This is a genomic window from Variovorax sp. P1_G12 (assembly GCF_056405555.1).
Genome location: NZ_JBFUBW010000008.1, coordinates 42,639 through 62,861 on the forward strand (window position 1 = coordinate 42,639; position 20,223 = coordinate 62,861).

The 20,223-nt window shown below is 69.0% G+C and carries 23 protein-coding genes; 22 read left to right on the plus strand and 1 reads right to left on the minus strand.

Annotated features, from left to right (window positions below):
- Window positions 1–3 precede the first annotated feature (3 nt).
- The 22 genes from AC1D2O_RS10970 to AC1D2O_RS11075 all read left to right on the plus strand — a co-directional run bounded on the left by AC1D2O_RS10970 (window position 4) and on the right by AC1D2O_RS11075 (window position 19,722).
- Window positions 4–492 carry a YbaK/EbsC family protein gene (locus AC1D2O_RS10970; protein ID WP_478086297.1) on the plus strand — a complete coding sequence of 163 codons (489 nt, stop codon included), beginning with the start codon at window positions 4–6 and terminating at the stop codon, window positions 490–492.
- A 61-nt stretch (window positions 493–553) separates the two neighbouring features.
- Complete coding sequence (locus tag AC1D2O_RS10975) at window positions 554–808, plus strand: DUF1289 domain-containing protein (protein ID WP_478086296.1); 255 nt, start codon at window positions 554–556, stop codon at window positions 806–808.
- Window positions 805–1,446, plus strand: a complete 642-nt coding sequence (locus AC1D2O_RS10980) for a 2-hydroxychromene-2-carboxylate isomerase (protein WP_478086295.1) — start codon at window positions 805–807, stop codon at window positions 1,444–1,446. The genes AC1D2O_RS10975 and AC1D2O_RS10980 overlap by 4 nt, the downstream gene beginning before the upstream one ends.
- 144 nt (window positions 1,447–1,590) lie before the next feature.
- Complete coding sequence (locus tag AC1D2O_RS10985) at window positions 1,591–3,282, plus strand: MFS transporter (RefSeq protein ID WP_478156970.1); 1,692 nt, start codon at window positions 1,591–1,593, stop codon at window positions 3,280–3,282.
- 173 nt (window positions 3,283–3,455) lie between these two features.
- Window positions 3,456–3,614, plus strand: a complete 159-nt coding sequence (locus AC1D2O_RS10990; protein WP_478086292.1) for a hypothetical protein — start codon at window positions 3,456–3,458, stop codon at window positions 3,612–3,614.
- Between the two features lie 179 nt (window positions 3,615–3,793).
- Window positions 3,794–4,978, plus strand: coding sequence for a CaiB/BaiF CoA transferase family protein (locus AC1D2O_RS10995; RefSeq protein WP_478156972.1), 1,185 nt, complete (start codon window positions 3,794–3,796; stop codon window positions 4,976–4,978).
- Between the two features lie 30 nt (window positions 4,979–5,008).
- Window positions 5,009–6,022, plus strand: coding sequence for an AraC family transcriptional regulator (locus AC1D2O_RS11000; protein ID WP_478156974.1), 1,014 nt, complete (start codon window positions 5,009–5,011; stop codon window positions 6,020–6,022).
- A gap of 70 nt (window positions 6,023–6,092) precedes the next feature.
- Complete coding sequence (locus tag AC1D2O_RS11005) at window positions 6,093–7,595, plus strand: class I adenylate-forming enzyme family protein (RefSeq protein ID WP_478156976.1); 1,503 nt, start codon at window positions 6,093–6,095, stop codon at window positions 7,593–7,595.
- Window positions 7,592–8,011, plus strand: a complete 420-nt coding sequence (locus AC1D2O_RS11010; RefSeq protein WP_478086286.1) for a PaaI family thioesterase — start codon at window positions 7,592–7,594, stop codon at window positions 8,009–8,011. Before AC1D2O_RS11005 ends, AC1D2O_RS11010 begins: the two co-directional genes overlap by 4 nt.
- A gap of 28 nt (window positions 8,012–8,039) precedes the next feature.
- On the plus strand, window positions 8,040–9,026 hold the full coding sequence (locus AC1D2O_RS11015; protein WP_478086285.1) for a tripartite tricarboxylate transporter substrate binding protein: 987 nt from the start codon (window positions 8,040–8,042) through the stop codon (window positions 9,024–9,026).
- An 8-nt stretch (window positions 9,027–9,034) separates the two neighbouring features.
- Complete coding sequence (locus AC1D2O_RS11020; RefSeq protein ID WP_478156978.1) at window positions 9,035–9,850, plus strand: SDR family oxidoreductase; 816 nt, start codon at window positions 9,035–9,037, stop codon at window positions 9,848–9,850.
- On the plus strand, window positions 9,847–10,281 hold the full coding sequence (locus tag AC1D2O_RS11025; protein ID WP_478086283.1) for a PaaI family thioesterase: 435 nt from the start codon (window positions 9,847–9,849) through the stop codon (window positions 10,279–10,281). The genes AC1D2O_RS11020 and AC1D2O_RS11025 overlap by 4 nt, the downstream gene beginning before the upstream one ends.
- A 107-nt stretch (window positions 10,282–10,388) precedes the next feature.
- The gene (locus AC1D2O_RS11030; protein WP_478086309.1) at window positions 10,389–11,573 is read left to right on the plus strand and encodes a lipid-transfer protein; all 1,185 of its coding nucleotides are present in this window, start codon (window positions 10,389–10,391) and stop codon (window positions 11,571–11,573) included.
- A 5-nt stretch (window positions 11,574–11,578) separates the two neighbouring features.
- Window positions 11,579–12,022: a MaoC family dehydratase N-terminal domain-containing protein gene (locus AC1D2O_RS11035; RefSeq protein ID WP_478086281.1), complete on the plus strand. Its 444-nt coding sequence runs from the start codon at window positions 11,579–11,581 to the stop codon at window positions 12,020–12,022.
- A gap of 14 nt (window positions 12,023–12,036) precedes the next feature.
- Window positions 12,037–12,465: a MaoC family dehydratase gene (locus tag AC1D2O_RS11040; protein WP_478086280.1), complete on the plus strand. Its 429-nt coding sequence runs from the start codon at window positions 12,037–12,039 to the stop codon at window positions 12,463–12,465.
- Window positions 12,466–12,497: 32 nt separating this feature from the next.
- Window positions 12,498–13,325 carry an SDR family NAD(P)-dependent oxidoreductase gene (locus AC1D2O_RS11045; protein WP_478086278.1) on the plus strand — a complete coding sequence of 276 codons (828 nt, stop codon included), beginning with the start codon at window positions 12,498–12,500 and terminating at the stop codon, window positions 13,323–13,325.
- A gap of 17 nt (window positions 13,326–13,342) precedes the next feature.
- On the plus strand, window positions 13,343–14,476 hold the full coding sequence (locus AC1D2O_RS11050) for an acyl-CoA dehydrogenase family protein (RefSeq protein WP_478086307.1): 1,134 nt from the start codon (window positions 13,343–13,345) through the stop codon (window positions 14,474–14,476).
- 126 nt (window positions 14,477–14,602) lie between these two features.
- Window positions 14,603–16,288 carry a long-chain-fatty-acid--CoA ligase gene (locus AC1D2O_RS11055; protein ID WP_478086276.1) on the plus strand — a complete coding sequence of 562 codons (1,686 nt, stop codon included), beginning with the start codon at window positions 14,603–14,605 and terminating at the stop codon, window positions 16,286–16,288.
- Window positions 16,285–17,088, plus strand: coding sequence for an enoyl-CoA hydratase/isomerase family protein (locus AC1D2O_RS11060; protein ID WP_478086274.1), 804 nt, complete (start codon window positions 16,285–16,287; stop codon window positions 17,086–17,088). The genes AC1D2O_RS11055 and AC1D2O_RS11060 overlap by 4 nt, the downstream gene beginning before the upstream one ends.
- Window positions 17,085–17,486 (plus strand): Zn-ribbon domain-containing OB-fold protein, encoded by a 402-nt coding sequence (locus tag AC1D2O_RS11065; protein ID WP_478086272.1) that lies wholly within the window; start codon window positions 17,085–17,087, stop codon window positions 17,484–17,486. Before AC1D2O_RS11060 ends, AC1D2O_RS11065 begins: the two co-directional genes overlap by 4 nt.
- Entirely contained in the window at window positions 17,483–18,661 is a 1,179-nt protein-coding gene (locus tag AC1D2O_RS11070; protein ID WP_478086270.1) for a thiolase, read from the plus strand. Before AC1D2O_RS11065 ends, AC1D2O_RS11070 begins: the two co-directional genes overlap by 4 nt.
- 86 nt (window positions 18,662–18,747) lie before the next feature.
- The gene (locus AC1D2O_RS11075) at window positions 18,748–19,722 is read left to right on the plus strand and encodes a Bug family tripartite tricarboxylate transporter substrate binding protein (protein WP_478086268.1); all 975 of its coding nucleotides are present in this window, start codon (window positions 18,748–18,750) and stop codon (window positions 19,720–19,722) included.
- Here AC1D2O_RS11075 and AC1D2O_RS11080 read toward each other — a convergent pair.
- Entirely contained in the window at window positions 19,691–20,173 is a 483-nt protein-coding gene (locus AC1D2O_RS11080; RefSeq protein ID WP_478156980.1) for a nucleotidyltransferase family protein, read from the minus strand. The two genes, AC1D2O_RS11075 and AC1D2O_RS11080, sit on opposite strands and share 32 nt — an antisense overlap.
- Window positions 20,174–20,223: the final 50 nt, after the last annotated feature.

Below are 20,223 nucleotides of genomic sequence, written 5' to 3' on the forward strand. Positions count from 1 at the left end.
GTGATGTGCGGTGCCGAACTGACTTCCTTGCCGGAGGGCGTGCAGCGCGTCGCCCGCCTGCTGCAGGACAAGGGCCATCCCCACGCGCCGCAGATGCTCGACGACGCCGCGCGCACCGCGCAGCAGGCGGCCGATGCGCTGGGCATCGCCGTCGGCCAGATCGCCAAGAGCATCGTGTTCCGCCGCAAGTCCGACGACAGCGCGGTGCTGGTCGTGACCTCGGGCGACAAGCGCGTGGACGAGAAGAAGGTCGAGGCCCTGGTCGGCAAGCTGGGCCGCGCCGATGCCGACTTCGTCAAGTCGCGCACCGGTTTCTCGATCGGCGGCGTCTCGCCCTTCGCGCATGCCACGGCACCGGTCATGCTGATCGACCGCGAGCTGTTCCGCTTCGAGGACGTCTGGGCCGCGGCGGGCCATCCGCATGCGGTGGTGCGCCTGCGTCCGAAGGACCTCGAAGGCCTGACCGGCGCGCCGGTCGCGGACGTGGTGTGAGCGCAGCGCCGGGCCGCTCCAAGCAGGCGCACGCCGCAGTGCGCAGCACGGAGGCTTCCTGGTGAGCACCGACACGCTGGCGTCGTTGCCCGAGCGCGCAGCGGCCGCATGTGCCATGGCCCGTGACCTGCCGTCGCCGTGCATCTCGATCTGCCGCATGGACCCGGCCAGCGGCTTCTGCGAAGGCTGCCTGCGCACGCTGCCGGAGATCGCCGCCTGGAGCCGCATGGACGATGCGGGCAAGCGCGGCGTCTGGCGCGCCATCGAATTGCGCGCCGGAGCCGGCTTCGGGCCGGCCGACGGAGACACGCCATGAAGCACATCACCTTCCATCTCGATTTCATCTCGCCCTATGCCTATCTCGCGTTCGAGCATCTGCCGCAGGCGCTCGAGGGCCTGAGCTACAGCGTCGCCTACCGGCCGGTGCTGCTCGGCGCGCTGCTCAAGCACCACGGCCAGCTCGGGCCGGCCGAGATCCCGGCGAAGCGCAGCTGGACCTACCGCCATGTGCTGTGGCTGGGCCAGGCGCACGGCATTCCGATCCGGATGCCCGCCACGCATCCCTACAACCCGTTGCCGCACCTGCGGCTGGCGCTGGCGACCAGCACCGATGCAGACATCAATCGCCATGCGGCCGAGACCGTGTTCCGGGACGTCTGGCGCACGGGCGAGGAGCCCGGCGACCCCGCGCGCCTGGCTGCGCTCGCAGCGTCGCTGCGGCTGCTGCGCGAAACGGGCAGCGACGAAGTCAAGGCACAGCTCAAGACCAACACCGACGAAGCGATCGCGCGCGGCGTGTTCGGGGTGCCGGCCTTCGAGGTCGACGGCCGCCTGTTCTGGGGCTTCGACGGTCTGGCGATGCTGCGCGCCTGCCTGCACGGCGAGGCCTGGTTCGACGGCCCGGACTGGGACGCCGCCGACCAGCGGCCCATGCTGCTGCGCAGCAATCGGTAGATTTCCTGCGATCTGAAACGTCGGCCGCGGGTTTGACCTTAAACCGTCAGCGACGGTTCAGTTTCGCGACAGCCTCGGGTCAGTCGCCACTCCAAGAATGCGTCACGTCCCACGCCGTGGGCGGATATTTCTACAGGAGACGACATGGCAGCCACACTAGATTCGCGAGGAGCGTCAAACGCTCCCCGGCCCATGAGCAAGGAGGAGAAGAAGGTCATCTTCGCCTCGTCGCTGGGGACCGTGTTCGAGTGGTACGACTTCTATCTGTACGGCTCGCTGGCGCCCGTGATCGCGCGCCAGTTCTTCAGCGGCCTCGATGCCGGCGCGGCCTTCATCTTCGCGCTGCTGGCCTTTGCCGCCGGCTTCCTGGTGCGCCCCTTCGGCGCCATCGTGTTCGGCCGGCTCGGCGACATGATCGGCCGCAAGTACACCTTCCTGGTCACCATCCTGATCATGGGCCTGTCGACCTTCATCGTCGGCCTGTTGCCCAGCTACGCGACCATCGGCGTCGCGGCGCCGGTGATCCTGATCGCGTTGCGCATGCTGCAGGGCCTCGCGCTCGGCGGCGAGTACGGCGGTGCAGCCACCTACGTGGCCGAGCATTCGCCCCATGGCAAGCGCGGCGCCTACACCTCGTGGATCCAGACCACCGCCACGCTGGGCCTGTTCCTGAGCCTGCTGGTGATCCTGGGTGTGCGCGAAGGCGTGGGCGAGGCCGCCTTCGCCGATTGGGCCTGGCGGCTTCCGTTCCTCGTGTCGATCCTGCTGCTCGCCATCTCGGTCTGGATCCGGCTGTCGCTGTCGGAGTCTCCCGCGTTCCAGAAGATGAAGGCCGAGGGCAAGACCTCGAAGGCGCCGCTGTCCGAATCCTTCGGCCAGTGGAAGAACCTGAAGATCGTGATCCTGGCGCTGGTCGGCCTCACCGCCGGCCAGGCCGTGGTCTGGTATTCGGGCCAGTTCTACGCGCTGTTCTTCCTGACGCAGCAGCTCAAGGTCGATGCGACCACCGCCAACCTGATGATCGCCGCCGCGCTGCTGATCGGCACGCCTTTCTTCGTCGTCTTCGGCACGCTGTCCGACAAGATCGGCCGCAAGCCGATCATCATGGCCGGCTGCCTGCTGGCCGTGGTGACCTACTTCCCGGTCTTCAAGATGCTGACCGAGAGCGCCAATCCGGACCTCGCCCGGGCCCAGGCCACGGCCGGCGTCGTCGTGACCGCCGATCCGAGTTCCTGCTCGTTCCAGGGCAACCCGGTGGCACGCGAGATCGACTTCAGCAGCTCCTGCGACATCGCCAAGCGCTACCTGGTGCAGAACTCGGTGAGCTACGAGCGCGCCGACGGCCCGGCCGGCTCGCCCGCCGTCGTCAAGATCGGCGAGGTGGCGATCACGGCACCCCAGGGCAAGGTGGTCAACCACAAGTTCGACGAGGGTTCGGCCAAGGAGATCGCGGCTTTCAAGAAGAGCGTGGCCGAACAGTTGAAGACCGCGGGCTATCCGACCAAGGCCGACCCGGCCAAGATCAACAAGGTCATGACCGTGGTGCTGCTGTTCTGGCTGGTGCTGCTGGTGACGATGGTCTACGGCCCGATCGCCGCCATGCTGGTCGAACTGTTCCCGACCCGCATCCGCTACACCTCGATGAGCCTGCCCTACCACATCGGCAACGGCTGGTTCGGCGGCCTGCTGCCGACCACCGCCTTCGCGATCGTGGCCAGCACCGGCAACATGTACAACGGCCTCTGGTACCCGATCATCATCGCCGCCATGACGCTGGTGGTCGGCACGATCTTCATCCGCGAGACGAAGGACGTGGACATCTACGCAAATGACTAGGCACACCCCCAGGCTTTTTCACTTCGTGTAGACGCCCACCCCCTTGCAGGGGGCAATACCTGCGGCCCGGCGAAGCCGGTTCCGCGGTATTCCCCGGATGGGGTGGGTGGCGTTCGTGGGCCTCGCGCCTTTGCGGTGCGGGGCCTTTTTCTTTTCAGTTCAGGAGATTGGTCATGTGGAAGATCGGGATTGGGTTTGCCATCTTTGCGGCTGTCGCGTTGTTCGTGCTGATGAAGGCGGGGGACAAGGTGGATATGTCGGGGGAGCAGCATGGCGGGGACTCGATGCACGCGCCTGCGACTGCGCCGGCTGCGGGGGAAGCGTCGAAGTAGGGCCGGGGCCTGCGCGCGTGGGAACGGGGCCTGACGGGCCGCGGCGCTAAAAAAGCCTGATGCGTGCTGCCCGCGCCGTGGACTCTTCGCGCGGGCGCGGGCGCTGACGCTTTTCGCCAATCGATGCGACCGCTGCCGCCATTGCCGCGCCATGCCGCGCTGACTAGATTTGGGGCCTCATGACGACACCCCGTATCGACTCCCCACCCACCACGCCCGCCGGCGCACCGCTTGAAGGCGTGCGCGTGCTGGACCTGACCCGGCTGCTGCCGGGGCCCCTCGGCACGATGCATCTCGCCGACCTCGGCGCCAGCGTCATCAAGATCGAGGACACCGGCGCCGGCGACTACGCGAGCCCGGCCGTGCGTGCGCTCGTCAATCGCAGCAAGCGCGCGATCCGCATCGACCTCAAGCAGGCTGAAGGCGTTGCCACGCTGCTGCGCCTGTGCCGCGAGGCCGATGTGCTGGTCGAGGGCTTCAGGCCCGGCGTGATGCAGCGGTTGGGGGCCGGCTACGAAGCAGTGGCGGCCGTCAATCCCCGCATCGTCTATTGCAGCATCACTGGCTTCGGCCAGACCGGACCGCTGCGCGACACGCCGGGGCACGACCTGAACTATGCGTCGCTCGCGGGCGTCGCCGACCAGATCGGCAACGCCGCCGGCCCGGCCCTGTCGAACCTGCCCGTGGCCGATCTGCTGGGCGGCACCATGACGGCGGTGGCGGGCATCCTCGCAGCGCTGTTCGACGCCTCGCGCACCGGCCGCGGGCGGCACGTGGACATCGCCATGGCCGACGGCGTGCTCGCGCATGCGGTGCTGCCGCTGGCCGCGCTGCACGAGCACGGCCAGGTCCCGAGGACCGGCGGCAGCGCGCTGACCGGTGCGCTCGCTTGCTACGGCTTCTATCGCACCGCGGACGGCCGCGAGGTCTCGGTCGGCGCGCTGGAGCCGAAGTTCTGGCACGACCTGTGCCGCACGCTGGAGCGCCCGGACCTCGCGCCCCTGCATCGCAGTGGCGACCCGGCCACCGAGGCGGCACTGCGGGCGGAGCTGGCCGCCATCTTCGGCGCACGGCCGCTCGCGCACTGGCGCAGCCTGTTTCGCGATGGCGTCGGATGCGTGACGCCGGTGCTGCGCGTCGACGAGGCGCTGGAGCACGCCCACTTCCGCGCGCGCGGCATGCGCGTCGCTGCCGACGGTGCGGCGCCGGTGCAACTCGGCTGCCCCTTCAAGATGACCGGCTTCGAGCCATCCGCGCCGCGGCCCGCACCGCACGCCGGCGAGCACACCGACGAAATCCTGCGACAGGCTGGACTCGACGCGTCGGCCGTGGCGATACTCCGGGACGCAGGAGTCGTCGGCTGATCATCGGCCGGCCTGCGGCTGCCGATACCGATGACGCTCACCCACCACACCATTGCGATCCAGCAAGTCCACAGCATCCTGATGGGGATGCGGCATCGCGAGCGCGAGGTGGCCCCGGTGCTGGCACGGGCAGGCATCGCTGCCTCGCTGCTGGAGTCGCCGCTGGCGCGCATCTCGCAGCGCCAGTACGCCATGCTGATCCGCGCCCTCCGGCGCGAGCTGCGCGACGAGATGTGGGGCCTGCTGAGCCATCCGCTGCCGCCCGGCAGTTTCGGCCAGTGCATGCGCCAGCTGGTGCGCTGCGCCACGCTCGGCGAGGCGCTGCGCGAAGGCTTCGCCTGGTACCACCTGTTCCTGCATGACTTCGTGCCGCGCCTGTCGCTGCGCGAGGGCAGCGCGCACGTCCAGTTCGTGCTGCAGCGGGCCTCGGATGCGCGGCTGGACTATGCGCAGAAGGCCTTCATGCTGATGGCCTTCAATGCCTTTTCCTGGCTGGTGGCGCGCCGCATCCCGGTGCTGGCGGTCGACTACACGGCGCAGCAGGCGGCCACCGACATATCGCGCGTGTACCAGGTGCCGGTCCGCCACGGCCAGCCTCACGTCGGCCTGTCCTTCGATGCGGGCTGGCTGGCGCTGCCGGTGGTGCAATCGCCGCAGAGCCTGCGCGAATTCCTCGCCGGTTCGCCCGCGAACCTGATCGTGAAGTACCGCGACACGAGCAGCCTCACCGAGCGCATTCGCCGGCTGCTGCGCAAGCGGCTGGGCGATGACCTGCCTTCGCTGGAAGAAGTGGGCGAGGCACTCGCGGTGACGCCGCAGACGCTGCGCCGCCGGCTGCGGGACGAAGGGCGCGGCTTCCAGCAGATCAAGGACGAGCTGCGGCGCGATGCCGCCATCGAATACCTGCTGCACACGCCGCTGCCGCTGCTCGATATCGCCAATCGCGTCGGCTTCTCGGAAGCCAGCACCTTCCATCGCGCCTTCAAGCAGTGGACCGGCGTGGCCCCGGGCGAGTACCGCCTGTCGCACGGCCCGGAACGCTGAGCGGTTTCGCCAAGCCCTTTGGCGCTTCCCGCCATTCATCCGCGGGGTGTCGCGGCCTAAGCTGTGCCGCATGTACCTCACCCAAGGCTTGCATCGCGCGCTGCAGCGCAACCCCGCCAGGACGGCGCTCACCCACGTCGGCGACACCACGGTGCGCCGCCATTCGCATGCGCAGGTCGTGGACGGCGTGGCCCGTCTGGCCGCGGCGTTGGCGAAGCGCGGCATCCATCCCGGCGACCGCGTCGCGCTGCTCGCGCCGAACAGCGACCTGCTGGTGCGGGCCATGCTCACGTGCTGGTGGTTGGGCGCCGTCGCCTGCCCGCTGAACATCCGCTGGAGCACGCCCGAACTGGCGTACGCACTGCAGGACAGCGGAGCGTCGCTGCTGCTCGTCGATGAATCGCTGGCGTCGCTCGCGCCCACCGACGGGCTCGCGCCGGTGCGCCTGCACGCGTTGGAAGAAGAGGGCGCCGGCCTCGATCCGATGCCCGACACGCGCACCGGTGGCGACGCGTTGGCCGCCATCCTCTACACCGGCGGAACCACCGGCCGTTCCAAGGGGGTGATGCTCAGCCACGCGAACTTCTGGACCGCGTCGATGACACGGGGCGCAGAGCTCAACAACGCGCCGGACTCGGTGTCGCTGCTGGTGGCGCCGCTGTTCCATGTGGCCGGGCTGGGCCGCCTGGTGGGCCAGATGATCGTCGGCGGCAGTTGCGTGACGATGGCGCAGTTCCGTCCCGCAGCGGTGATCGACGCGATCGAGGAGCACCGCATCAGCGACATCATCGTCGTGCCGAGCATGCTGCAGTCGCTGCTCGACGATCCCTCGTTCACACCCGAGCGCGTGCGCAGCCTGGACCGCGTTGCCTTCGGTGCGGCCCCGATGCCGCCGGATCTTCTGGATCGCGCGCTGGCCGCTTGGACGCATGCCGAGTTCTTCCAGGCCTACGGGCTCACCGAAACCGCGGGCGCCGTGTGCATCAACCTGCCGGCGAACCACCGCCCGGAGGCGCGTGCGCTCGGCCTGCTGAATGCCGTCGGCCGCGCAGGCCTCGGCGCCGAGATCATCGTCGCCGACGAGGGCGGGCACGAACTGCCGCGCGGCGAAGTGGGCGAGGTCCTCGTGCGAGGACCGATGGTCATGCAAGGCTACTGGCGCCAGCCCGAAGCGACCGCCTCGGCCTTGCGCGATGGCTGGCTGCACACCGGCGATGCGGGCCGCATGCTGCCCGACGGCCATCTCTTCATCGTCGACCGCCTCAAGGACATGATCATCACCGGCGGCGAGAACGTGTACTGCGCGGAGGTGGAGGCCGCCCTGCGCAGCCATCCCCAGGTCGTGCAGGCAGCGGTGGTCGGCGTGCCCGATGCGCGTTGGGGCGAGGCGGTGCATGCGGCGGTGGTGATGCGCGACGACGCCACGGCCGCCGCCGACGAGCTCCGCGCCTGGTGCCGCGAGCGCCTGGCGGGCTACAAGTGTCCGCGCGCCATCACCTTCCTGCGCGAGCTGCCGATGTCGGCGGCCGGCAAGGTGCTGAAGAACGTGCTGCGCGAACGGGTGCGCGCGTGACGCCGGTCACGGGCGAAGACCGCCGCCAACTGTTCGGCCGAGTGCCCTTCATGCGGCTTCTGGAGGCTCGCCGCGAGTTCTCCGAGGCCGGCCGCGCCAGGCTCGTCATCGACGAGCGGCCGGAACTCGGCAACGTCATCGGCGCGGTGCACGGCGGCGTGGTGGTCACGCTGCTCGATGTGGTCATGGCCAGTGCCGCCGTGTCGCTGTTCGACTTCGCGCGCACGGCTGTCACGCTCAATCTCAACACGAGCTTCATCGAACCGGGCCGCGGCCGGCTCACCGCGGACGGTGAAGTCGTGCAGCACGACGCGAGCGTCGCGTGGTGCCGCGCCTCGGTCACGGATGCGGGCGGGCGCGTCGTCGCGCAGGCCCAGGGTTCCTTCCGCTACCTGCCGCTGCCGCAGGTCTCTTGAACCGCCAACCCGAACTCCAGGAGACGACATGAAACCACCCATCCGTTCATTGCAGCGGCGCACCGCCGTCGGCGCGCTGCTCGCGCTCGGCGCCGCCGCGGCAGCAGGCGCCGCTTTCGCGGCCGAGCCGTTCCCCAGCAAGCCGATCACGCTGGTGATGCCTTTCCCCGCGGGCGGCTCCTTCGATCCGATGTTCCGCGCGCTGGCCGACGTGGCTTCGCGCGATCTCGGGCAACCGATCGTGCTGATGCACAGGCCGGGCGCCGGCGGCATCACCGGCCCGGGCTCGGTGGCGCTGATGAACGAATCCGACGGCTACACGCTGGCCGTGATGCACAACTCGGTGATTCGCGCGCCGCTGCTGCACAAGGTCAACTGGGACCCGCTGCGCGACTTCACCTACCTGGCCGGCCTCTTCGGCATGGCCACCGGCGTCGCGGTGGCGAGCGACGCACCGTGGAGGACGCTCGACGAACTGCTCGCCGATGCGCGCAAGCGCCCCGGCGCGATCAGCTGGGGCACCGTGGGCGCCACCAGCATCAACCGAATCTATGGCGAGCGGCTCGCGCGCATGAACGGCACGACCTTCAACATGGTGCCCTTCAAGGGCGGCGGCGAAGCCTTCACGGCGCTGATCGGCCACCACCTCGACGTGTACGGCGACCCCGGCTTCGGCCCGCAGGTGCAAGGCGGCAAGGTGAAGCTCCTGGCCACCTTCACTGCCGAGCGCCTGAAGCGCTACCCCGGCGTGCCGACTGTGAAGGAGCTCGGCCACGACCTCGTCATCGCGTCGCCCGTCGGCCTCGTGGCGCCGAAGAACCTCGACCCGAAGATCGCCGCGCGCCTGGCCGCGGCCTTTCGCAAGGCATCGGCCGACCCGGCCTACCTCAACCAGCTCGAGCAGTTCGACATGCAGCCGAAGTGGATCGACGGCGACGCCTACGCCGCCTACGCGAAGGCGCAGTTCGAGCGCGACGCCCGGATGCTGGGCGAACTCGGCTTCAAACCGGAGTGATGAACACCATGGACTTCTCAGCTTTCGACTTCAAGGGTCGCCACCTGTTCGTGGCCGGCGGCTCCAGCGGCATCAACTTCGGCATCGCGCAGGCCTTCGCCCGCGCCGGCGCGCGCATCACGGTGCTGAGCCGGTCGCCCGACAAGGTGGCGACGGCTGCGCAGCAGCTCGAATCCCTCGGGACCGAGGCCATGGGCATTCCGGCGGATGTGCGCCAGCCAGAGGCGCTGCAACGCGCCTTCGTGCAGGCCACCGAACGCTTCGGCCCCATCGACGTGCTGGTCTCGGGCGCAGCGGGCAACTTCCTCGCCGGTGCGCTCGACATGTCGCCCAACGCCTTCAAGACGGTGGTCGACATCGACCTGCTGGGCAGCTTCAACGTGGCGCGTCTGGCGCACACGCACCTGCGCAAGCCGGGCGCGTGCGTGGTGCAGATTTCCGCCGGGCAGGCTTTCATCCCCACGCCCTTCCAGGCCCACGTCTGCGCGGCCAAGGCGGGTGTCGACATGCTGACGAAGGTGCTCGCACTGGAGTGGGGTTCGCAGGGCATCCGCATCAACTCCATCGTCCCCGGGCCGATCGCCGACACCGAGGGATTGAAGCGCCTCGCGCCCACCGACGACACGATGCAGGCGATGGCGCAGCGCGTGCCGCTGAAGCGGCTGGGCCGCATCGAAGACATCAGCCGCATGGCGATGCTGCTGGCGAGCGACTGGGGCTCGTACATCACCGGCGCGATCATTCCGGTCGACGGCGGACTCGCGTTGACCGGCCCGCGCGACTTCACCGCGGCGGCTGCCGCATCGAAGCGGGAGACGGCATGAGCCTGCATCTCGCCAGAACGACGACGCAGGAAAGCGACAAGCCGCGCAGCGGCCCGCAGCGCTACGTCCCTTTCTCCGAGCACATCGGCCTGCGTGTCGAGCGCGCCGACGCAGGCGAATCCGTGGTGTCGTTGGAACTGCGCCCCGAACTGCTGAACAACCACGACAGCGGCCACGGCGGCGTGCTGATGACGCTGCTCGACAGCGCGATGGCGCATGCCGCGCTCTCGCGCGTGGCCTATGCCCGGGAGGTCGTCACGGTCGACATGCACATCGCCTTCATGCGGCCCACCAGCGGGCGCCTGCTGGCGGACGGGCGTGCCACGGGCGGCGGGCGCTCGGTGTGCTTCTGCGAGGCGACCGTCACCGACGCCAGCGGCGAGGTGGCGGCGCGCGCGATGGGCACCTTCCGCTTCCGCGATCCCGCGTGAGCGTTTAGGCCAATCGGTTTGGCCCAATCCGCGATTGTTGAAGCGCCGGCCCCGGCCGAGACTTGATTCCATCGCAACGAGCACCCACAGGAGTTTCCATGACGCGTATGCATCGCCCCGTCCACGTGATCGGCGTGGGCATGATCCCCTTCACCAAGCCAGGCGCCAGCGACCCGTACACCGTGATGGGTGCGCGCGCCGCGCAACTCGCGCTCGACGACGCAGGTGTCGACTACAGCCTGGTGCAACAGGCCTACGTCGGCTACGTCTACGGCGATTCGACCGCCGGCCAGGCGGCCATCTACGGCGTCGGCCTGACCGGCATTCCGGTCTTCAATCTCAACAACAACTGCTCCACCGGGTCCAGCGCATTGTTCCTCGCGCGCCAGGCGGTCGAAAGCGGGATGGTCGAATGCGCCATCGCGCTCGGCTTCGAGCAGATGCAGCCCGGCGCGCTCAAGGGCGCCTACGACGACCGGCCGTCGCCCATGGCGCGATTCGCCGACGTGATGACGCAGAAGCAGGGCTTCGTCCCCGAGGCGCCCCGCGCGGCGCAGTTCTTCGGTGGCGCCGGCCGCGACTACATGGCGCAGCACGGCATCCGTCGCGACACCTTCGGCCGCATCGCGGTGAAGGCGCGGCAGCATGCGGCGCGCAATCCGCTGGCGGTGTTCCGCCAGACGCTGACGCTGGACGAGGTGATGGGCTCGGCGCCCGTGTTCGACCCGCTCACGCGCTTCCAGTGCTGCCCGCCCACCTGCGGCGCGGCCGCGGCGATCGTCTGCTCGGCCGACTTCGCAAAGAAGCACGGACTGGACATGCGCGTCGTGATCGCGGCGCAGGCGATGACCACCGACACCTCGACCACCTTCGACAGCAAGGACATGCGCAAGCTGGTCGGCTACGACATGACCGCCGCCGCGGCCCGGCAGGTGTACGACGACGCGGGCATCGGCCCGGAGGAACTGGACGTCGTGGAACTGCACGACTGCTTCACCGCCAACGAGCTGATCACCTATGAGGCGCTGGGCCTCACGCCCGAGGGCACGGCGGAGCGCTTCATCGTCGAGGGCGACAACACCTACGGCGGCCGCGTGGTGACCAATCCTTCCGGCGGCTTGCTGTCCAAGGGCCATCCGCTGGGCGCCACCGGGCTCGCGCAATGCGCCGAACTGGTGTGGCAACTGCGCGGCCAGGCCGAGCAACGGCAGGTGGAAGGCGCGCGCCTTGCGCTGCAGCACAACCTGGGCCTCGGCGGCGCTTGCGTCATCACGCTCTATCAGGCAGCTTGAGACCAATGATCGATCGCCGCCACATCGGCCACACGCTCCCGCCTTTCCAGGTGGAGGTCGAAAAGGGCCGCCTGCGCTTCTTCGCCAAGGCCACGGGCCAGACCGATCCCGTCTACATCGACGAAGCCGCCGCGCGCGCGGCGGGACATCCCGGCCTGCCGGTGCCGCCGACCTTCCTGTTCTGCCTGGAGATGGAGGCGCCCGATCCCGCCGCCATCCGCGAGCTGCTGGGCATGGACTACCGCAGCCTGCTGCACGGCGAGCAGGGCTTCACCTACCACGCGATGGCCTATGCCGGCGACACGCTGACCTTCCAGCAGCGCATTGCCGACATCTACGACAAGAAGAACGGCGCGCTCGAATTCGTCGTGCGGACGACCCGTGTGACCAACCAGCGCGACGAGCCGGTGGCCGATCTGCGCTGCGTGACCGTGGTGCGCAACACATGAACGAGACCCTGCCCATGACCACCACGACCCTGCCGGATTGGAACGCGCTGGAGCCGGGCGACACGCTGCCTGCGCTGGAGCTGCCGGCGATCAGCCGGCTCGCGCTCGCGCTGTACTGCGGCGCCTCCGGCGACCACAACCCGATTCACGTCGACACCGACTTCGCACGTTCCGCGGGCATGCCGGACGTCTTCGCGCACGGCATGCTGTCGGCCGCCTGGCTGGGGCGGCTGCTGACGCACTGGGTTCCGCAATCGGCCATCCGGTCGCTGGACGTGCGCTTCGCCTCCATCAGCCACGTGGGCGAGCACATCACCTGCACCGGCAGGATCACCGAGAAATTCGAACGCGAAGGCCAGCGCTGCGTGCGGCTGAACATCGCGACGGCCAACCAGGAAGGCACCACCCGCCTGAGCGGCGAGGCGCTGGTCGCCTGGAACTGACTGACATCACGGACCACAGGAGAGAGACACATATGAACCGCAAACTCGAAGGCAAGGTCGCCCTGGTCTCCGGCTCCGGCCGCGGCATCGGGCGCGAGATCGCGCTCAAGCTGGCCAGCGAAGGCGTGCGCGTCGTGATCAACGACCTCGACGCCGAACCGGCCCGGCAGACCGTCAGCGACGTCGTGGCCGCGGGCGGCAGCGCCACGGCCTGCGTCGGGAGCGTCACCGAAAGCGGCTTTGCAGACCGTTTCGTGCGCACGGCCATTGACACCTACGGCGGCCTGGACATCATCGTCAACAACGCCGGCTACACCTGGGACAACGTGGTGCAGAAGATGACTGACGAGCAGTGGGAGGCTATGCTGGCCGTGCACCTGACCGCGCCCTTCCGCATCCTGCGCGCGGCGTCGGGCTTCATCCGCGAGGCTGCACGGCGCGAGGCCGACGAAGGCCTCGAAGTGTTCCGCAAGGTCGTCAACATCTCGTCGACCTCCGGCGTGTACGGCAACGCGGGCCAGGCCAATTACGCGGCCGCCAAGGCCGGCATCAACGGCCTGACCAAGGCGATGGCCAAGGAATGGGGCCGTTACAAGGTCAACGTCAACAGCGTCGCCTTCGGCCTGATCAAGACACGCCTGACCGAAGCGGATGCCACTGCCGGCGCCAGCATCGACGTCGAGGGCCGGAAGATCAAGGTGGGCGTCAATCCGCAGATCCTGAAGAACGCCGAAGCCCTGATCCCGCTGGGTCGCGGCGGCACGCCGCAGGAAGCGGCCGGTGCGGTCTACATGTTCTGCATCCCGGAATCGAACTACGTCAGTGGACAGGTGCTGGTCTGCGGAGGCGGAAGGCCGTGAACGCGACCCGCGCCTGGATGACGCCGGAGCTGGAGATGTTGCGCGACGGCGCAAGTCGCTTCTTCGAGCGCGAGTGCGTTCCCAACGAGACTCGCTGGCGCGCGCAGCACCACGCGGACCGCGACATCTGGACCAAGGCCGGCGCGGCCGGGCTGCTGTGCGCCAGCATCCCGGAGGAATACGGCGGCGGCGGCGGCAACTTCCTGCACGAGGCGGTGATCTGCGAGGAGCAGATGCGTGCGATGGCGCAGGGCTTCAGCAACAACGTGCACAGCGGCATCGTCGCCCACTACCTGCTGGCCTACGGCACCGAGGAGCAGAAGCGCCGCTGGCTGCCCCGCATGGCGACCGGCGAACTCGTGGCGGCCATCGCGATGACCGAGCCCGGCGCGGGCACCGACCTGCAGCGCATCCGCACGCAGGCGCGGCGCGATGGCGACACCTGGCGCATCACCGGCAACAAGACCTTCATCACCAACGGCATGCATGCCGGCCTCGTCTGCGTGGCCGCCAAGACCGATGCGGCCGGCGGCGCGAAAGGCATCTCGCTGCTGATGGTGGAGACCGAGGGCGCCCCGGGCTTCCGCCGCGGGCCGCTGCTGGACAAGATGGGCCAGAAGACGCTCGACACCACCGAGCTGTTCTTCGACGACGTGCGCGTCGGCGCCGACAACCTGCTGGGTGGCGAGGAGGGCCGCGGCTTCGCGCAGCTCATGCAGCAATTGCCGCGCGAGCGCATGCTGATCGCGGTCGGCGCGGTGGCGACCATGCAGCGCGCGATCGCCGAGACCGTGGCCTATGTGCGCGACCGCCAGGTCTTCGGCCAGCCGCTGCTGAAGATGCAGAACACCCGCTTCAAGCTGGCCGAATGCGAGACGCAGGCGCAGGTGGCTCGCGCTTTCGTCGACGACTGCATCGCCCGCCTGATGGTGGGCGAGCTGGACGTGCCGACCGCGGCGATGGCCAAGTGGTGGACCACCGACGCCTGCTGCCGCATCGTCGACGAGTGCCTGCAGTTGCACGGCGGCTACGGCTTCATGAACGAATACCCCATCGCGCGCCTCTATGCCGACGTGCGCGTCGGCCGCATCTATGGCGGTGCCAACGAGGTGATGAAGGAGATCATCGCCCGGGCCCTGGAGAAGCCATGAGCGCCGCGCCGGACCGCTCCAAGCAAGCTCGCACCGAAGTGCGAAGCACGGAGGTTGCCCAATGAGCCCCGCGCCGGACCGCTCCAAGCAAGCTCGCACCGAAGTGCGAAGCACGGAGGTTGCCCAATGAGCGCCGCGCCTCACTTGCGCTTCTGGCCCAAGGGCGTCGCGCGGGAGTTGCGCGTGCCGCGCGCGACGCTGCCGGAGTACCTGGACACGGCGGCGCGCCGCTACCCGGACAAGCCGGCCATCGTCTACTGCGGCGCGACGACCACGTATGCGCAGTTGCGGGAGCGTGTCGACGCGCTGGCCGCCTACCTGCGGCAGCGCATGGGCGTTGCGCCGGGCGATCGCGTTCTGCTCGCGAGCCAGAACTGCCCGCAGTTCGTCACGGCCTTCTACGCCGTGCTGCGCGCGGGTGCCGTGGTGGTGCCGGTGAACCCCATGAGCAAGGCATCCGAGGTGCGCCACTACGCCGCCGACAGTGGGGCCCGCGTCGCGATCGCGGCGCAGGACCTGCTCCCGACCTTGACGCTGGGCGAGGGCGAGGGCGCGCTGCGCGCGGTGCTGGTCCACGCCTACGCGGATGCCGTTGGCGCGCAGGCGGATGGCGACGAACTGCCCGACTGGGTCACGGCGCCGCGCATGCGCCTGGACGACGCGGCGCTGCATGGCTTCGAGCAGGCGGTCGCGCTCGGCCTGGTCCCCGACGCACTCCCCGCCGCGCCGGACGATCTGGCCGTGCTGCCCTACACATCCGGCACGACCGGCCTCGCCAAGGGTTGCATGCACACGCATGCGACGCTGCTGGCATCGCTGGCCGCTTCGGCCGTGTGGAAGCAGGTGCACGTGGAGACGGTGACGCTGGCCGTCGCGCCGCTCTTCCACATGCTGGGCCTGCAGAACGGCATGAACCTGACGATCTTCCTGGGCGCGACGGCGGTGATGATGCCGCGCTGGGATCCCGCGATGGCGGCGCGCCTGATCGAGCGCCACGCGGTGACCGCGTGGTCGGCGCCGCCGGCGATGGTGATCGATCTCTTCTCGCATGCCGAGGCGCAGCGGCGCGATCTGTCCAGCCTGGCCCTGCTGTCCGGCGGCGGCGCCGCGATGCCCGAGGCGGTCGCGGCCATGCTCTCGCAGCGCTACGGGCTCACCTACAACGAGGCCTACGGCCTGACGGAGACAGCGTCCTTCCTGCATGCCAATCCACCCGCGCGCGGCAAGCGCCAGTGCCTTGGCATGCCGACGCAGGGCGTGGAGTCGCGCATCGTCGATCCGGTCACCTTGGAGGAGCTGCCGCCCGGCGAAGTCGGCGAGCTGGTCACGCGCGGCGCGCAGGTGATGAAGGGCTACTGGCGCAATCCGGCGGCGGATCGCGACGCCTTCATCGACATCGGCGGCCAGCGCTTCTTCCGCACCGGGGACCTGGCCTCGATGGACGGGGAGGGCTACTTCTTCCTGCGCGACCGCCTCAAACGGATGATCAACGCCTCCGGCTACAAGGTGTGGCCCACCGAAGTGGAGAACGCGATGTACGAGCATCCGGCCATCCACGAGGCCTGCGTCATCGCGGTGCCGGACGACAGGCGCGGCGAGACCGTCAAGGCGCTGGTGGTGCTGAAGCCGCAGCAGCGCGGGAACGTCAGTGAGCAGGATGTGGTGGCATGGTGCCGCGACCACATGGCGGTCTACAAGGCGCCCCGGCTGGTGGAGTTCATCGACAGCCTGCCGAAGTCCGGCACCGGAAAGATCCTCTGGCGCGAGTTGCAGGAAGCGCACCGCGCCGCAGGCCAGGAGCAACGATCATGAGCGATTTCACGGCCATTCGCTACGAGCGCCAGGGCAGCACTGCCGTGCTGACGCTGGACACGCCGTCCAACCGCAACGCTTTCACCCCCGCACTGCGAGACGACCTGGCCCGGGCCATCGCGCAGGCGCGCGGCGATTCCGACGTGCGCGCTCTGGTGCTGACCGGCGCCGGCGGGCAGTTCTGTTCGGGCGGTGACTTGCGCGGCATTGCGCAGGCCGAGCTCGGCAACGCCGGCTGGCGCGCCCGCATGCAGGACACGCAGCGCTGGTTCAGCGACCTGATCCTGATGGACAAGCCGGTGATCGCGGCCGTCGATGGCACCGCCTATGGCGCCGGCTTCAGCCTGGCGCTGGCCGCCGACTTCGTGCTCGCGACGCCGCGAGCGCGCTTCTGCATGTCCTTCCTGAAGCTCGGCCTGGTGCCCGATTGCGGTGCCTTCTACACGCTGCCGCGCGTGGTGGGCGCCCAGCGGGCTCGGGAGCTGATGCTGTCGGCGCGCGAGGTCGGCGCCATCGAAGCCTGCGAACTCGGCATCGTGATGGAACTGCACGATCCCGCGCAGCTCGTGCCGCGCGCGTTGGCCCTGGCCGACAGCTTCGCCGGTGCCTCGCCGCTGGCCGTGAGCCTCGTGAAGCGCGCCACGGGCGACGCGGGCGCGCTGGCCGCCATGCTCGACGCCGAGGCCAATGCGCAGGCGTTGGCCTTCGGCACCACGGAGCACCGCGATGCGGTGAACCGCTTTCTCGACAAGCAGCCGCTGCCCTTCCAGTGGCCCATGAACAAGGAGCGAGCGCAGTGAGCCAGACCCCGATCGACGCCACCACCGGCGTGCAGGCTTTCCACCAGGGCGAGCTGGATGCCGGCCGCTTCCTCATCCAGCGCTGCGCCGATTGCAGCCGCCATGTGTACTACCCGCGCGAGCACTGCCCGCACTGCGGCGGGACGACGCTCGAATGGACGACGCCCGCCGGCCTCGGCACCGTGCATGCCGTGACGGCCGTGCGGCGCAAACCGGCCGACGGCGGCGACCTCAACGTCAGCCTGATCGAGCTCGATGAGGGCGTGCGGCTCATGAGCCGTGTCGACAATCTCGCGCCCGGCGCAGTGCGCATCGGCCAGCGCGTCAAGGCACGGGTGCAATCGAAGGACGGCCGTGGTCTCGTGCTGTTCGATGCCATCGAGGGAGCTGCGTCATGAGCGCCGGACTGCGGGCACTGCGCGGCAGCGCCGCCATCGCCGGGGTCGCAACCTTCGGTTGCGGCGAGCAGCCGGGCTTCACGGACATGGAACTGCTGGCCCGCTCTGCGCGCGCGGCCGTCGCCGATGCCGGCCTGACCATGGCCGACATCGACGGACTGTGCACCGCGAGCGCTTCCGCCGCGATGTGGGCCTTGCCGGTCGTCGAGTACCTCGGCCTCAACCCGCGCTACATCGACGGCACCATGCTGGGCGGCAGCAGCTTCATCGCGCACCTGCTGCCCGCGATGCACGCGATCCGTTCCGGCCAGTGCAGCGCCGTGCTGGTCTGCTACGGCAGCGCGCAACGCAGCGCCGCCTTCGGACGGCGCGAGATCGTCGCGGCGCGCCGCTTTCTCGATCCGCAGCCCTACGAGCATCCCTACGAGCCGATGCTGCCGGTGTCCGCCTATGCGCTGGCGGCATCGCGCCACATGCATGAGTTCGGCACCACGCGCGAGCAGCTTGCCGACATCGCGGTGGCGGCCCGTGCCTGGGCCCGGCTCAACCCGGAAGCCTTCATGCGCGATCCGCTCACGCGCGAGGACGTGATGGCATCACGCATGATCTCGGACCCGCTGACGGTGCGCGACTGCTGCCTCGTCACCGATGGCGGCGGCGCCTATGTGCTGGTGAGCGCCGAGCGCGCCCGGGACTTGCCGAAGAAGCCGGTCTACGTGCTGGGCAATGCGACGGCGGTGTGGAACCGGCAGATCTCCTCGATGGCGGATCTCACGGTCACGGCGGCCAGCCAGTCGGGCCGCGAGGCCTTCGCCATGGCGGGGCTTGCGCCGGGGGACATGGGCGTGGTGCAGCTCTACGACGCCTTCACCATCAACACGCTGCTGTTCCTCGAAGACCTGGGTTTCTGCCCCAAGGGCGAAGGAGGCCGCTTTGTCGCCGACGGCGCCATCGCGCCTGGCGGCAGGCTGCCGGTCAACACGAACGGCGGCGGCCTGTCCTGCGTGCATCCCGGCATGTACGGCATCTTCGCGCTCATCGAGGCCGTGCGGCAGTTGCGCGGCGAAGGTGGCGACCGCCAGGTGGCCGGCGCGCGCACCGCACTCGCGCACGGCAACGGCGGGATGCTGTCCAGCCAGGCGACCGCGATCCTTGGCACTGCCGAGGCGCTTTGAAAAAAACGACGTTGCCCGGCACCACCCCCGATCCGGTGCCGAGGCGGCGCGCTCACTTTCCCATCTTTCATCAAGGAGACAAGCCCATGAAGACATCGATGATGCGAAGGCTCTGCGTTGCCGCCGGCCTCGCGTGCCTGCTGGTCGCGCCAGTGCTGGCACAGACAGCCTACCCCAGCCAGCCGCTGAAGTTGATCGTGCCCTATCCCGCGGGCGGCGCCACCGACACGCTGGCGCGCACCATCGGTCAAAAGCTGCAGGAAGCCTGGGGGCAGCCCGCGATGGTGGACAACCGGCCCGGCGCCGGGGGCACCATCGGCAACCAGTTTGTCGCCAAGGCGCCGGCGGATGGCTACACGCTGCTCATCGGCATCACCGCGCTGATCCAGCAGCCGCCGCTGATGGAGAAGCTTCCCTACGATCCGCTGAAGGCCTTCGCACCCGTCGCGATGATCGCGCGCAGCCCGAGCCTGTTCGCTGTGCCGCTGGATTCGCCCGCGAAGCACCTGCAGGACTTCATCACCATGGTGAAGGCCAGCCCCGGCAAGTACAACTTCGGCAGCTACGGCGCCGGCACCTCGGCGCACATTCAGGGCGCGCTGCTCAACATGCAGGCCGGCATCGACCTGGTCCACGTGCCATTCCAGGGCGCTGCGCCGCTGGTCACGAACCTCGTCGGCGGTCAGCTCGCCTCGGCCTTCATCGACAGCGCGAGCGCCCGGCCGCACCTGAAGTCCATGCGCCCCCTGGCGGTGACTGGCACGCAGCGCATGCCCGGATTGCCGGATGTGCCCACCTTCGCCGAGCTGGGTTATCACTCTTTCGATCCCTACGGCTGGTTCGGCGTGTTCGTGCCGGCTGGCACCCCGGCACCGTTGGTGCACAAACTCTCGGAAGAGATCAATCGCATCCTCCGCCTGCCCGATGTCTCGGCCAAGATCGAGTCGCTGGGCCTGCAGGTGGCGGGCGGCAAGCCGGAGGAGTTCCAGAAGGTGCTGCGGACGGACTCGGAGATCTACGCGAAGATCATCAAGGACGCGAATATCCGGCTGATGCAGTGAGGGGCGCGTCGCGCTGAAGATGGTCCGGCTGAATCTGTAGCCACGCCCAGCGCGCGCGATACGACGCGACTTTCTCGTGGAACAGATCGCGATGCGGCACCAGCGGGTTCATCGTCAAAAGGCCGTCGTACAGCAGCGAAAGGCCGTTCGGCGCATGGCGCTGGTTCCACACCGTTTGAAACAGGCAGCCGGCGACCAGCCAACCATCCGGTAGGGACAGATCGCGCCATCGCTCCAGGATGGCCCGGTTGTTGCGATTTTCGAGAATGTCGGCGATCTCCCGATCTCCATCTGTTTCGAGGGGTGGTGATCGCGGATGCCTCATTTGCAGGCAAACCAGCAGAAAGCCGCGCCGTTTTTGCGTTTCGCGGGGGCCGTCCCGGCGCCACGCACAGCCTCCACAGAAATCCGGGGCAACTCGGGGCGCCTGTATCCGGTTGTCCTTTAGCAAGCCAAGGTCGGGCCGAGTTCCTAGAATGTCTGCCCCACCCCCAAGGCATT